At 36.0% G+C, this 15,931-nt stretch carries 8 protein-coding genes; all 8 read right to left on the bottom strand.

What is annotated here, in order from left to right:
• Window positions 1-10: 10 nt before the first annotated feature.
• The gene (locus V1L66_RS19530; RefSeq protein ID WP_333006208.1) at window positions 11-2,503 is read right to left on the bottom strand and encodes an S-layer homology domain-containing protein; all 2,493 of its coding nucleotides are present in this window, start codon (window positions 2,501-2,503) and stop codon (window positions 11-13) included.
• A gap of 66 nt (window positions 2,504-2,569) precedes the next feature.
• Window positions 2,570-4,462: a stalk domain-containing protein gene (locus V1L66_RS19535; RefSeq protein ID WP_333006209.1), complete on the bottom strand. Its 1,893-nt coding sequence runs from the start codon at window positions 4,460-4,462 to the stop codon at window positions 2,570-2,572.
• Between the two features lie 423 nt (window positions 4,463-4,885).
• The gene (locus tag V1L66_RS19540) at window positions 4,886-6,655 is read right to left on the bottom strand and encodes a transglutaminase domain-containing protein (protein ID WP_333006210.1); all 1,770 of its coding nucleotides are present in this window, start codon (window positions 6,653-6,655) and stop codon (window positions 4,886-4,888) included.
• Between the two features lie 231 nt (window positions 6,656-6,886).
• A complete protein-coding gene (locus V1L66_RS19545) occupies window positions 6,887-7,258 on the bottom strand; it encodes a hypothetical protein (RefSeq protein WP_333006211.1) in 372 nt (123 codons plus the stop codon).
• 96 nt (window positions 7,259-7,354) lie between these two features.
• Window positions 7,355-7,708, bottom strand: coding sequence for a hypothetical protein (locus V1L66_RS19550; RefSeq protein ID WP_131520813.1), 354 nt, complete (start codon window positions 7,706-7,708; stop codon window positions 7,355-7,357).
• Between the two features lie 175 nt (window positions 7,709-7,883).
• Window positions 7,884-9,074, bottom strand: a complete 1,191-nt coding sequence (locus V1L66_RS19555) for an Ig-like domain-containing protein (RefSeq protein WP_333006212.1) — start codon at window positions 9,072-9,074, stop codon at window positions 7,884-7,886.
• 965 nt (window positions 9,075-10,039) lie between these two features.
• Entirely contained in the window at window positions 10,040-12,337 is a 2,298-nt protein-coding gene (locus V1L66_RS19560) for an Ig-like domain-containing protein (protein ID WP_333006213.1), read from the bottom strand.
• Between the two features lie 87 nt (window positions 12,338-12,424).
• Complete coding sequence (locus tag V1L66_RS19565; protein WP_333006214.1) at window positions 12,425-15,724, bottom strand: S-layer homology domain-containing protein; 3,300 nt, start codon at window positions 15,722-15,724, stop codon at window positions 12,425-12,427.
• Window positions 15,725-15,931: the final 207 nt, after the last annotated feature.

Consider the following 15,931-nt stretch of genomic DNA (forward strand, 5'->3'; position numbering starts at 1 on the left):
TTCGTCATTTTTATTTTAATGATAAGCATCTATTTAAGAAGCTTGCAAATTGAGCACGTGTAATTTGTGCATCTGGTCTAAATGTGTTATCTGGGAAGCCTCCAGTTAAATCATTTGCGACAAGTGCTTGGATATGGCTGTATGCCCAATGTGTTGATTTCACATCTGAGAAGCTTACTTTGCTTGTACCTGTTAATTTATAGGCTCTTGTTAAAATGGCAGACATTTCAGCACGTGAAAGCTGTCCGTTTGGATTAAACTTTCCTGCCTCTTGCCCTTTAATAATGCCAGCCTGCTCAACTGCGGCAATGGCACTGTATGCATAATGACTCTTACTTACATCTTTAAAGCTAGAATCCTTCGTAGTCGTTAGATTCAGCGCTCTGGCAATAATCGTAGCTGCCTCTGCACGTGTAATGGATGCCTCTGGTTTGAACGTTCCATTTGAGTATCCTTTAATAAGGGATTGATCGTATAGACTTTGGATTTCTGAAAATGCCCAATGCCCTTTTGTCACATCTGTATAAACTAATTCCTCATGATTGTCTTTATAAACTGCTTGTAACTGATCGAAATACAGCTGACCTTTCTTCTGAAGAGAAGCTGTTGGCTGAGCAACATACATACGCTCGAATTTCAATGGCAGAGGTAAGTCACTCGGAATATTCGCCGTTACGTACTTCCAACCACTCCAGTCTAAACCACCCTGGCTTGTAAAATCAATTGTATGCTTAGCTCCAGTACCATCAATGACAACGCCTCTTAGCCAATGCTTACCAGCATCGCCAAATACCCAAAGACCGATATTTTTAGGCTGCCCTGAAATAGCAATTGGTGTTTTCGTAACCATATAGGCTGCTTTTGTGCCTGTGCCTGCTGTTGTGAAATCATAGTTTAATTGTAAGCTAGCAGCTCCCTGTCTTGCATACTCTTTAGAGCTTGCTAATGAAGCATTAGCTTTCGCCACTTCTGTTGTCCAAGATGACGTATTATCAAAGCTATCTAGTACAATAGGTTTTTCTGCTAGATCTACTACTTTCACAGCTGTAGACGTACGAATACCTTCATACTCTCCAATAATTTTCCCTTCACCCTTTTGTGTTGCTGTGAAGGTTGCACCGTCCATCTTGCCAATATTACCTTCAACTGACCAGTTCATATTTGCTGGGTTGATGGTCATTGGATTCAAGTATTGATCATAGGCACTTACAACCTGCATATCTACAGAAGAACCTTTCATTACTTGACCAACGCTACTTAACGTAATGGATTTTACTTTCCCTGGTGGCGCTGTATTCACAACCTGTAAAATCGCTGACACACGACGCTCACTGCCCTCTGATGGTCTATTTACGAGATTGGCGAAATAACCCCCTGGATTACGCACGACCATTGCTGTAGAGCCGCCTCCATCTAGGTTAATAGCCGACGTAGCACCCACCGAAATTAAATGAGCAGCTAAATCTGATAAATTAACACCATTACTATGACCACTTATGCGACCATCAATAGTTACAAGAGATACCTTTGTACCTGTAGCATCGATAGCTACTGCTGTACGTGGGCTACGTGTGGAAGCAAACCCTGAATTCGTTGGCATAGAAATATCCACTTTGCCGTTACGCACAAGCATTGGTCCAGCAGCTAAAATGAACTGTGCATCCATCCATTTTTGATCGATCGATAAGCTGACATCCACGCTTGTACCTGCTGTAATACTACTTAATTCAGCAGCTAATTCTTTATTTTGTACAGAGATAACAAAGCCATCTGCTGGTACAGTCGAGTTACCTTCTGCTCCATAGGCTGTTACATGAGATACTGTGCCTGAGAACTGGTCACCAAAATGCAAGGTGCTTGTATCTTGGCTAGCGCCCGACACAACAAGTTCTACACCCCATGTATTTGTCCCTGTTGATCTTTTATCAGGTGTATATAAAACGTTTTTATTTGTTCCTCGTTCACTATTAATAAGATCAATAGGATAGCTTTTGCCATTCACTTGGAAAGTTAGATTCGTAGAATAATAGTCTGCTATCGCTTTCCCTGATTTCGATAAACCAAATGCAACTGGCTTTTGTGTTGGGCTATCATATGTATCTCCCAAAATACCATAGTTCACAATTTCATTATTTTCTGCTAACAAGTTCGCAGGCATACCATTTCCTAAAAAGTAAGAGGCATTAACAGCTCCAACAACGCGGTGCCCATCAAAGGTGTTTTGCTTAGCCATCGCTGATGTTGTCTTTAATGAATTAATAGGATTAGGCATACCAATTTCTAGTTTTGTATATGTATTATTTAAATTGACATCTAAAACATTTACAAACTGACGTATAGAACCTGACGTATAGTTTTGCTGTGAATGGATTACCTGTGGTGAAACCTCTGTTTTAACTTCACTGACTTTATTGCCTAAACCAGCAGCTTGTCCATTAATGGGGCTAACTGTTAGTGTAAGCATGAATAGGACAACAATAATCGTTATTAGTTTTCTTGCCATTTTTCACTCCGAATTAATTCAAAGTATGGCACGTACCATGTCACAAGGCCCGTGCCAGTGACTTTTTTATTTTGTTTCTACATAGATCGCTACTGGAAGATTGACACCACCAGCATGCATTAGTTCTAATTCAATCGTATCTTTCGAACCCTTCATCTTGAAATCTGGTAATTCAACATACTCTGCCCCTACTCTTAAAGAAGGCACTAAATACACTTTGCCATTCACCTTAATCGCTCCGCTGTATAATCCTCCTCGACCAGCTAGTTTCAGCTTAATCGTTTTTGTAGAGCCTGTTGGATTGACAACTGGAATGGAAACTTTGTAGTTCATACCGAAGTGACCTGGGTTTCCTACAGCACCATTAATCTGAGAAAGTGAATTTTCAGCCGTTTGTAGATGGTCTGTACGGCCATTAGAAATGTTATAGCCTACCTCAGGAGTATCTACTGTATAGGCTGGTAGCTCTGCTAGAATTGTAGCACTTGGCCACGCACCTCTTGGATGTTTCGCATACTCATCCACCGCAACCTGGTCCGATTTGATTGTTGTTAAATCCGTATTATCCTTTGAAAGCACTGTACGTATTGTATACTCAGGTTTTCCACCATTGACTGCTTGAATATCTAAATCATGTAAAAAGCCGATAATATAATCATAGTGTAGGTCATATGTTTCAATTAGCTTCGTTTCACCTGGTGCGATAACAATGCCACTACTCTCTGATTTTTTTAGTTTATTATTTAATACAGCATCCGCAATTGTTAAACCAATATCATGACCTACCCAGCTATTACCAGTTTTTTGGTTAATGCCTTTCGAGTCAGTCACTTTAATGCTCTCTGTCATAGACTTGTTTTGGACAGTAATGCCAATATTGACATCTGTTCCTAGCGTGTTATAGTGCCAGCCAAAGACACGGTGCTTATTCATTGCTGTCGTTGGTTTTACGTCGTATTGTGCAAGTGTTACATTATTTATTGGTACAAGCTTGCGTGTTAATGTTTCTGGATTATCACTAATAAATAGATCACGATCCCCTTCTAAACGAGCAGAAGGAACAACCTCTGGCGATGACGTAGTGCCGTATGATTTTTCAAGGAAAGAGCTTGTATACATATAACGATATACATAAATATACATTTCTTTCTTTTCTGTGATATAACGCAAATTCCCGCCTAATGCATCCACAAGAAACTTAGCAGGAACATACATTTTGCCCTTTTGTATAAATGGCTTTTCGATCATTGTCACTGCCTCATTGTTAATCAGAGCCTGATTGCTGTTATCATTGAAAATAAAGCTCATCCCACCAATTAACAATTCAAAGGAACCATCAGGTTGCCAAGTGCCAGATGAATCATCTAAATAATCATAAATATAGCTAGCAGGTAAATAGGTTCTTCCATCCTTTGAAACAATCGGATCTTTCATGACAATACGTTTATTATTGATATGTAAGATATATGGGTCTTCCTGCGGTGGTGCTGTTGTTTCATCTGATAATGTAATATCTACCGATTGGGTAGCCTCATCCCAATTCACAACACCATCAAAGTTTTCACTGACGAAACGTAATGGCATATAAGTACGATCCTTATACATAAATGGCGCAACATCCATTGCTACCTCTTGACCATCTACTAAAGCCGTCTTTGAATCGATCGTTAAATCAACCATCTTACCATTGCGAATCGCCGATGCAGTCAACGTTTCCTTATCCCAATCCACACTTGCACCAACCGCTTCATATAATGCACGCATTGGTAATAATAAGAAGTCCGACTTGTTTAAAATAGGATCATTAACATTGATTGCTTCTCCATTAATCGTAATCGAAACATTATTTTTTATCTGAATTCCCTTGTTACTAGTAGCTGATGCAGACGCTTGTCCTGGCAAAATCGTAGCCAACGCAACTGCTGATACAATACATGTAGTCTTTAGTTTTCTAAACATCTCAATCTCCTTTTTTCCTCTTAAAATCGTCTCTACCATCTTAACATGAACAAAGCCCAAAATGTGGGATTTTTATCGAATAAAGTAGAATTCGGTACTAGAGTGCTAGCCTTTCTCCTTCAAAAGCTTCATGTAGAACAAATGATATTCTAAAATACCATGAATATTTTCTATAAAACTTATTGTGGTTGGTTTCACACTATTAGAACATCCCTTTTAAGTAGACTTGTCATCCCCTCAATAAGTTACATAATTATTAATTTCCTTTTAAGAAATTAAAGATTGCGTCTTATTGCAGTGTTTAAAATACCATCTTCTGAATACTTCAAACGACTGTAAACTACAAGCTCATTACATAAAAAAATAAGAACTTCGTGACTCATTCGGCCACGAAACTCTTATTTTTGTTCTCTCTTAATTCAATCATTTTTGATAGTTAAATTGTAAATGGATGCCTTTATCCAACGTTTGATTATTTACGTTTTTCAATTTTGAATTGATGACAAGCGTGTAGGGGATACCTTCTATATAATTGTTTGTTGGCGTCACCGTAATCTTTTTGCCATCTACCCGAACAGAAATATCTATTGAGTCGCCAAACATATCAAGTAATACAATGTGCTTTAGGTTTTCAGGTGTGTTTAACACTTCTTGACTTAACTGAATTGTCCAAGGCTTCTTGACATCATTCACCTTCGGCACAGATGTCCAAGCTGTTGAGTCATTAAAGGTAAGTGACTCCATTTTTTGATATTTCTCTCGTATGAGCTTAATGTGCTGCTGTACTCCATTTGATAGTCGTAATTGCTCAGCTAGTGAGAGACTATCAAATAATGAAAATAGTTGCTCTGCCTTCGATTTAAAATCTTTACTTAGAAATACGACTTGATTCGACAATTCTGTAACTTGGTTAATTTTCGTATCATCAATAGGATTCTCTTGAAGAGTTTCACGATAGATTTCAACATTGTTATTATAAGCTACTAAATCGCTACCCTCTCGTGTGATCTTTGTCACTCGTTTGTTTGCAAGCATCGTACTATTTGAGCCATTAGCCTTCATTTTATAGAGATATCCACCATTCGAATAGTTACTAAAATATAACCAGTCATTTGCATAAAACAAATGTTGTACACGCGTATCGGATACCTTCTCTTCTTGTAAATTCATATTCCTTAAATCGAGCTTATATAATTTCTGGTTGTCAGAGCCATTTGGATAATATAAAACTTTATTAATTTGTATTGGGCTTTCCACGTTTCTCATTGCCACAAAACGCTCACTTGTTGCATTTGGATAGCCTAGATCATCAATTTGATGGTCTTGAAAAATAGCATTATCTGAAATTAAAAAGTATTTATAGCTAACATAATCAGACATGTCTCCCGCACTTGCAGAGAATACTGGATCATTCCAAGTTGTATCTAGATGATACCATTGGCCATCTACCTTTACGATATTCCATGCATGTGCCTCGCCAGCCCAGCCAGTAACATAGCGTACTTCCATTCCAGCCTCTTGCAATAAACGATAGGCTAGTAGAGCATATGCCTGACATACCCCTTTTCCTTCATTAAGAATGGCATAGGCTGCATGCGGTGTTGTTGATGAATTATAGGAGTATGTGGAGTTTAACACAATATAATCATTGATAGCCTTTACTTTTTCAAAATCAGACATTGACGGATTAATTTCTTCTTGTACAATCCGTCTCACCTCTGACTGAATAAAGGCCTCCTGCTCTGCTGTCGTATGATAGTTGAAATTTATACTAATGACTACATTATTAGCAGTTCCCTTATAGCCATATTTCCAACTTGCAACTGTTCCATTTAAATAATCATTGTTACGTAGGTTGTTTTTTATAATGCTATTGATTTGTTCCATAATGATTGAGCTATCGCCTGTGTATTGGATAGACATATTTGTCTGAAATTGATTCATTCCACTCTCAATAAGTGCGCTTAGTTCCTGAACTGTCGTTGCTGTTAAAGTCGGTACACTTTCAGCTAATACTTGTACATCGCTATAAACATTAACGTTAACACCATTCATGTCAGGATTTGCGATTACTTCACTTTCTTCATTAACCCAATCCTGATTTTCCGCAAGACTCTCTATAGGATGAACAACTGATACTGCTACAATTGGTACAGTCATAAAGGCAGACAATGCTAATTTTCGTTTGTTCAATGGAAGATCCTCCTTTTAAGTTACAAAGCTGAATTTTCTGAAATTTGATAATGATTGATCTATCTATTCTTACTTTTATTATCGGTAAATCTATTAAGTAATTAAAATGATTCACCAGCTTATTTAATCAGAGTTGTATGATAAGTAATATTAAGGTACTTATAACAAATTACTAAAAGGGTGGCAATTTAAATATGCACACCCTTCATTGACTTTACACTATTCTGCCAATTAATCTAACTCTACACTTGTGATTTCTTTTCCATCACGGATAATGGTAATGACTACTGAGAGATTGGGATATTCTTTTTTCAATTGTTCCGAATATTTTTCTGCAAGATGTTTTGCCTCGTCGTCTTTTACTTCTTTCCCTACAACAAATTTCCCACCTGCTATATCTAATTTTTCCATAATAAATAGCTGGTGCTCTATTATCGCCTTTTCATTCTCCACTTGCGATTCAAGTGTTTCATTTTTAGTAGTTTCTAATTGTTCTAGAAACTCTTCAGCTTCTTTTTCCTGCTTCTGTGGTGTTTTATCATCTGTGCATCCTACTGTTAATAGGACCACCATCATGAGGGCACTCATCAATTTCAATTTCACTTTTAAAACTTCCTATCTCTATATGGTCTACATCAATTCATTTCACCAAGATGAAATAACCAGTTGAAGATTTTCTCCTCAACTGGTCTCAAATTATTACTCAATTGATTCTACTTTAAATTCTGAGGTCTGCCCTCCGCCAATTATGTTTAAATATTCGGCTACAGTAATTTTAGAACTTTCTAACTGCTTATCATTCATTGTAAAAATATTTTTGGCTTCAACAAGTTGTTTCCCTAAAGAAACATAAACCCCATTCTTCATAAGTAACTTAGCTTTATCAGCAGTCTTTAACTTTTTAAAGTCTGCAAATTTAATATGATACTTCCCATCAACGTAAATACCAACCTCTAACGTATCACTTGCAGCAGAAGCGGTATTACTAGTAGGTAAAAGAATCGTAGTAAGCATGAAAATCGCTAAAAATAGTACACCTATATTTTTCTTCATACGTATCCTCCTGCTAATCTATTTCTTACTGATATTGTATATTTTAAACGATATTCTCTCTCTCCACAAGAACAGTATTGGCTAAATAATGAAATAACATTAAATTATGGTTGGTATATTAGTGTAAAAAATATACCATTTCAAAAAGGAATGATTGAGAGATTAACAAGCAACCTTATTCTTCTACTTTAATCGTAAAGTAATGGTAGACGTAAGGGTCCCAATAGTAAGATACACTTATACTTTGCTCTCCTGCCTTATTACCAGTGATATTGCCCATTTCATCGATAGAAATGATATTTTTCTTAGCGTAATCGGAATAGGTATAACTTAAGCCAATTTCGGAATACGTTAAATTGGAATCTATTGGAGTGTCAAAGGCAAATTGAACTTGTTCACCCTTTTTAATCTTGATAACTTTGTTGGTATCTTCATATGCGATATATTTACCTGTAGTTGGATCAATCACATAAACTTTCTTTATGGGCTGATCCGTTACAAAGTTGTAATCATCATTTTTAGGATACCAATGAAAATCCCTAGAGGTATTGATAGTATCATAACCATCACCATAAAAATTTTTCCAACTTAGAAAAGGTACACTCCAATAGCCAACTTGTAAGTTAGGATATTTATAACCACCCTGATAATAGCCACCCTCGATTGCTGCATTTGGAAAAACAGCCATCGCAATTGTCGCTACTTCTCGTTGGAAGTCTCGCAACTGCTTCTTCACCAAGGTAGCTTCTTCATTAGTGATCGGTCTGCCATACTCCAAAGCTTCTAGCTCATCATCATCATCATAATGCAAGGTATAAGGTGAACCACCTTGCCAACTCGTGACAATCCTTAATTTACTGTTCGGTGATCCTGATGATGTAAATTTCATTCCCCATTTTCCTACCGTAGTATCGAGCACTGAATAATGAGCATTTAGATAATTAGACAATTCTTCAGCTGTATGTATATTACCTATTTCACCTATGGTTGGATTGTCTATCGTTTTAAATTTTAAGACGGTAGGTTTATTCAGACTATTTCCGTTCTTGTCTTTTAGATTCTGTGTGAGATGCAATAAGTATTCAGTGGAATAGGTATATCCACTGGTACTAGATATCTTCACTTGATTTTTAGGTGTATTCATTTCATTCCCGAAAAAAGTACTGATTTTATTCCCGTAACGATCCGTTACATAAATGTTTTCGTTATTGACTGTCGAAAAATCAACCTCTTGATTAAACGTAATGGTCCACACTTTATCTAATGGAACATTCTCTTTTATAAAGGTCGGTTCACTTGCAAAAATAGTATGCGGATTCATAACAAAGAACAAGAACAAGCAACTTAATAACACAAATTTCCTCAAACACTCACCTCATTGATCATTTCTATTTGACAACATTATATGTAATTTTTACATAATCATAATTAAAATACAATCAGTTCCATGTAATATATAGTAAATTAATTAATTATTATACTTTTCAATCTTGCAATAAGAGATACATAAATTAGTTTTGTATATAAAAGGAGAAATTCATAAGTGATATCTTTTATTGTTTAACCTCTATCATTCCTTTTTCTACGGACTTCTTTCTATACTATAAATTCATTTACTATCTCAGACATCACCAGTTAATTTCTAAATTAAATAATAATTCAAAATGTGTTTGCAAAATAAAAAAAGCTCAATTGACCATTAGTAAATCATTTGAGCTAATTCAAGAAACGAGAAATATTTTTTGGATTCTAACCATTATATTATTTTTGTACATCTATCTCTGTCCTATCACCATTTACTAACTTCTTTACAAAAAAGTATGCTCAACACCACCTACTTTAAGTGAACATTTTATCATGAACAAAAGAAGTATCTACATTTATTCTAAAGACAGATTTGAATATATAAAGACTAGTCTTTCATTGACTCTTTGTATATTCCAACAAATCATTCAAAGAAGTAATCAAATCTATAACTAATTCTACCATCCTTTCGTACAATAAACATTTACCTACAATCTTTATTGGTAATAAGAACCTATAAGACCAACATTTACGCGGTTACAGATTCAAAAAATTATATTAAAATATAATAAGATATATAGAAGAACGTTTTAATTAAATTTATATATTGGATACTAAATGTTCATTAATACATTATTGCTCTACTATACATCTTATTTAATATTGTATTTCTATATTAATCGAAGATTTTGTATCGATACCTTAATAATATCATAATATTTTTGGAGTACGGCATATTTGAGAATTGAATAGTATAAAGAAAAAGCATCGAGGTTAACCTCAATGCTTTCAATAAATAATATATAATTATTTAGTAACTATAATATCTTTAAAGTCTAAGTCGTTGCCTGCTACATCTTTTACAGTGTTAGTTGATCCTTTTTTAACTGTAATAGTTTTAGCAAGATCGGCTTCTGTTAATTCTGTTGTTAATGTAACAACTACTTTTTTAGCTCCAGGAGAAGCTACAGCCGCTGTAGTATGAGCTGCTGTCGTTGTAGCATCACCAATGAAAATACCAAATTCATTAGCTCCACCAGTAATTTCAACATTTTCAGAGAATGTAATTTCAATTTTATCTGTTTCAATTACTTTTGCTGCTGTAACAGTAGGTTTAACGTTTTCTGTTAAGTTTACTACATCGTTAAACTCATCCATTGCAACTCCAGCTTTTGATTTAACTCCAGAAATTGAAATTGCGCGAGCACCTGATTGTTCATTTTTACCAATTGTTAATGTAACAGATTGTTTACCAGCAGTTACTGGTGATAGAACTGCCTTTTCAACTGTTAAGCCTGCAATTTTATAGTTTGCTACATTAGTAGCTGATGCACCATCAAGCTCTTTATCAAATTCTAGAGTAATAGTGTCCTGACCAGTACCAGTAATTGAAACTGGAGTTACTAAAGCAGGTTTGTCAGAGTTTGCTGCTGCATTGTATGTGAAGTTTACACTAATTGCATCAGATTTATTATTAGCTGCGTCTGTTGCTTCTACTTTGAATGTATATTCAGTACCATCTTTTAAAGCAGCTGCATCAAATTGAACTTCAGATAATTTCGCTTTAATACCTTTTTTATCCTCAGTAAGTGCTACAGAAGCCCCTAATGTAATATTTTTATTATTTACTGTTACATAATCTTTGAAAGAAGTTGCAGATCCGACAACTGGAGCCACCGCTGTTCCAACAGTTGCATGTAGTTCCTCGTCAAAGCCTAATACTAACCACTGCACACCAGCTTCTTCAATTATTTTAGTAGATACATGTTTTGGTGCTACTGTATCCTTCTTAATTGTTACAATTGCAGTATAGTCATCTGCCATTGCTTCGCCAGAAAGGTCAGTAATATTCGTTTTTACAATTTTTAAATTTGCAACTGCTGAATTAACACCAGCTTTTAATGCTGACTTATCTAATTTAATGATATATTTCTTTTTATCTTTTTTATCTTGAGTAATTGTATCAGCAACAGCGCCATCAAGTAAAGCTGCATCACCTGTCAAAGTAATATCCGCTTTATTTGCTGTGTTAAATCCTTGTACTTCTTCTGAGAAAACTACTTCAATTTCCGTGTCACTATTTGCCTTTACTGATGCAATAGTAGGTGCTACGCCATCTTTATCACCAACTTGGAATTCAAATGTTGATGGATTTGGACTGATAAGGTTACCAGCATGATCTTTTGCACCTAGTACTGTTGCTGTGATTTTCTTACCTGCGTATTTAGCTGTAGGAGCTTCAACAGTAATTGATTTATTATCAGTACCTGGAGTTACAGTAATATCACTAGAAGGAACTACTGTGCCATCTGCTAATTTATATGTGAATGTCACTTCAGATGCTGTACCTAAGTTTGCAATTGCTTCTGAGAAAGTCACTTTACTTGCTGACGCATTAACTTTTTCAACTGATACAATTGTAGGTGCAGTTTTATCTTTACCTAAGTTCAATACTTCATCATATTTAGGTAATTTTACTGATTTTGTTGATTCAACGTTATTAATTATTACTTGATAACGACCTTGGAATATTTCAGTAGTTTGAGGTGTAATTGTTAGAGTCTTACCATCTTCACTTAATACTGCATCAGCAGAAGCACCTGTGATAGTTTGTGCAGGATCTTCTAGAGTGTTGAATACAACATTAGTTGCATTTAATTTCCCTCCAGTTACTACAGTTGATTCTTTTACAGGCTGTGTAAATTTCACAACTGCCGTTTTACCATTAATCGCATTTACAGATTCTACTTTAAGTTCCCCAGTTTGATTTTCTCCACCAATTGGTTGACCTGAAACTAATTTGTTATCATTAGCTGCATTATAAGCATCAACAGTAACTGCAGAAGCATCTAATTGTGTATCATTTAGGCTAAGTACGTTAGCACCAGTGTAAACTTTACCAGCAACAACGATTACTGCACCTTCAGATGTTAAAGCTGCTGCTTTAGCTGTGCCTGAAAGTTTTTTGAAAGCGTCAAGTGAGTAAAAGTTTGTAGTTGTATAAACACCGTTTTCTACAGTGTTTTCTGCTGCGAATGCTGCAACTGGCGTTAATGCCGAGATAGCTAATGCTGCAGCTGTTACCGCTTTAAATCCTTTTTTCATTACTATGTCCTCCTATAATTAGGCAATTTTTATTAAAAATAAAGATATAAACCTAAAGTGGTTTATATCTTTATTCAATTATGATAATTAAGGTTGTACTTTTACTGTAACAGCTTTGTCAGCAGTAGCTTTGCCACCAACTTGAGCTTTTACTGATTTAACAGTACCAGTTGATACTGGTAATGCATCAGTGAATGCACCGTTTGTTACTGTTACTGTACGAGCTGGAACAGTAGTACCATCTTCTAATGTGTAAACAAGTTCAACAGAAGTGATAGCAGCGTCAGCTACAGTACCTGCTACAGCGTACTCAGAGTAGATACCTAATGCAGCAGCAACTGAGTTAGCAGCTTTTGCTTCGAATGAAGTAATTACTACTGATGTTAATTCACCTGTTTGTACAGTTAAGTTAGCACGTGCAGTGTTTAAAGCATCTTTAGCAGCAAGTTTTTGTGCGTCAGTTGAAGCACTGTTGCTAGCGATTGCTTTAGCATTTGTTAATGCAGCTTGGAATGCATCCCAAGAAGCTTGAGTGTATCCAGTGTTTGTTACAGCATCAGCAGCTTGGATAGCTTTTGCTAATTCTGAAGTTGCTGTAGCACCAGTTTCAACTGGTTTGTTACCTGTTGTAGCAATGCTGTAGATGTAGAATGTAGTTACGCCATCTTTTACTTCATAAGTAACTTGAACAGTACCAGTAGCGTTTTCTAATGCTTTTACGAAGTCATCAGCAGTTGCGATTGGTGTGTTGTTAAGACCGCGGTAGTATACTTTCTCACCAACATAAGATACTGAATCTTTACCAGCAAATTTAAGAGTTTGTTTGATAGAATCAAATGATTCTACTACACCAGTGTAAAGTGCAGGAACAACTGTTGAATTTGTGAATGAAACAGAAGCAGTTTGAGTTGGTAGGATGTTGCTAGCACCTGTTACGTTTACACTTACTGTATCAGCAGTGTCAGATGTAACACGTACAATTGCTTTACCATATGCATCTGATTTCACTTGGTAAGTTTTAGTGTTACCTAAGTTTTGAGATGGGTTTAATACTGTACCAGCAGCATTTGTTACTTTTGCATTACCGAATGTAGAAGTTACATCGAATGCTAAAGCATATTCGTAAACAGTGTTACCTGGGTTAGTGATAACTTCTTGTACCCATACGATTGTACCATCTGGTTGAGTAACTGGTTTCCAAACGATTTGAGTTGTTTGACCAGTTGAGTTGTAACCATTTGGACGGTAGTCGAATCCGTTTTGATCTACAGATTGGTAAGTGAAGATTGCATCTTTACCAGCAGTTGTAGATGTAATTGTACGGCCATACTCATCAGTAACTTTTAATGTTGCATTTGTTACTTCTGGAGCTTTGAAGTAAGTTACTTCAGCTACAGCTTGAACGTCAGCTTTGTCAAGCTCTACAGGAGCAGTTTTACCAGCTGTGTTTAAGAATACTGTTGGTTTTGCGAAAGCAGTAGAACCTTTACCAGCTACGCGGAATTGAGCTTTACCTTCTTTACCTACAGTTACTTTGTAAACTGTACCAGCTGTTACTTTAACAAAGTTTTCTTTAGCTGTTGAGAAGTAAACTGCATCAGTAGTGATAGAAGAAAGGTTTTCTTTATCAAATGTTACATAAGCAGCTGTACCTTCTGGAGCTAATTTACCATCTTTGTCAGTTACAGTTACAGTATAGTTACGTCCACCAACAGAGTTTTGGTCGTAAGCTACTGGTGTGTTTAAGAATTCTGCAGAATCTGCTTTACCTTCAGCAGCAACAGTAATCGCTAATTTATCGATTTTTGAGAATTTAACTGCTGGTGCTTCAGCTTGTAATGCAAGCTTAGAGTAAGAGAAATCAGTTGCAGTTTTGTTTACTGATGATGGTAAGTAAACGATTGGTGTTGCAGTTAAGTCAGAACCGTAAACAGTAAATGTTGCTTCACCGTTAGCGTTTGTTTGAACTTTTGCAAATTTCTCAGAACCAGTTGTTAATTCGTAAGGAATTACAAAGTTGTTTGAGTTTGCATGATCTTGTACATAAAGGTTTGTGATTTTATCTGGGTTTACATCAATGTTTTCTTTAACTGCTACATAGTAAGTTGTGTTTTTAGCGCCAACTACTTTGTATGATTTTTTAGTATTGTTAGCTAATTCATTACCAGTTGTGATTTCAGAAACTGCTAATTGAATTTTGTTAGCCCAGTATACTTTACCAGTAGAAGAAACTGAAGATTTGCTAGTAGCGTAAGCTGCTACGTTATCGTTGTGCTCGTAGTAACGAGTGTAAGAGTAAGTAGCTACACCATTTTCATCAGTTAAAGCTTCAACTTCGATTTTAGCGTTAACGTTAGCGTTATCGCTTACGATGTTGAATGTTACTGGGATACCAGCTTTAGATTGACCGTCAGCTACAGTAACTTGAGCTTTAAGAGTTACTTCTTTACCAATAACTCCTTGTACTGATGCAGTTGTTACATCGATTTTCGTAGGGATTACAGCTGCAATACCTTTGAATTTACCGATTTCTTCATCTTTGTAAGATAAAACGTATTCTTTATCAGCAGTTTGAGCTTCAGTAGTTAAAACAACCACTTTTTTGTTTGTTTGTTTAACAGAAGCGTTTTTCACTTCTAAACCAGCGATTTTGAAGTTAGCTGCTTTTACATCGTCAACGTTTACTTCTTCATCAAATGTTACTTCAACAGTTGTGTTGTTGATTGCTTTGATAGAAGCATCTACTGGAGTTTCAGCGTCAACTAGGTCAAGAGTACGTGCAAATACTACAGCAAAGTCTTGACGAGTGATTGAAGCGTTAGGGTTAAGATTTAATTTACCGTTTGTTTCAGAACCAGTGAAGATTCCGTTAGCTACAGCTGTTTCTAGGTAAGATTTAGCCCATGGTTTTACTGAAGAAGCATCAGCGAATTGGCTTAGGCTTTCGCTACCTTCTAAACCGAAAGCGTCAACTAGGATTTTAGCTGCTTCTGAACGAGTTAATGATTTGTTAGGTGCAAATTCAGTTGCACTAACACCTTCAAAAATTCCGTTTGATACAGCTGCTGCGATTGCATCGTAGTACCAAGCGCCAGCTTTAACGTCTTTGAAATTTACAGATCCATCAGCTTCTAATTCTAATGCTTTTGTGAAGATTGTTGCAGCTTCTGCACGAGAAATAGTTTTTAGTGGGTTGAAGTTTCCGTTAGCATCACCTTGGATTACGCCGCTGTCAACTAGTGATTGAACCGCTTCTTTCGCGTAACCTGAGATTTTGTTGTAGTCATTTAATTGAGCAGCAGATGCTACAGGAACGATTGCTGATGCAACTAATGCAGCTGTTGCTGATGCCGCGAAAAACTTACGGCCTTTGTTTTGCTTTGCCATTAATGTATTCCTCCCTAAAATTCCTTAAATTGATATTAATCCAACGAAAACTATAGTACCGCCTTATTAGTTACCTAAATGTATGTATTATAGCTTTCTTGAATAATACAAAACTAAAGCAAATTTGTTAGTAAATTTACTAGAAAAAGAGTAGTAGAATACCATTCTAGTAAGTTTATTCACTTTCTACAATAATATAACACTAAC

Source organism: Lysinibacillus sp. IITD104, assembly GCF_036698265.2.
Lineage (GTDB): Bacteria > Bacillota > Bacilli > Bacillales_A > Planococcaceae > Lysinibacillus > Lysinibacillus boronitolerans.

Coding starts and splice junctions, on each gene's coding strand:
- V1L66_RS19535 (WP_333006209.1), bottom strand. CDS start 4,462: ATGTTTAGAAAACTAAAGACTACATGTATTGTATCAGCAGTTGCGTTG.
- V1L66_RS19560 (WP_333006213.1), bottom strand. CDS start 12,337: ATGAAAAAAGGATTTAAAGCGGTAACAGCTGCAGCATTAGCTATCTCG.
- V1L66_RS19530 (WP_333006208.1), bottom strand. CDS start 2,503: ATGGCAAGAAAACTAATAACGATTATTGTTGTCCTATTCATGCTTACA.
- V1L66_RS19565 (WP_333006214.1), bottom strand. CDS start 15,724: ATGGCAAAGCAAAACAAAGGCCGTAAGTTTTTCGCGGCATCAGCAACA.
- V1L66_RS19550 (WP_131520813.1), bottom strand. CDS start 7,708: ATGAAGAAAAATATAGGTGTACTATTTTTAGCGATTTTCATGCTTACT.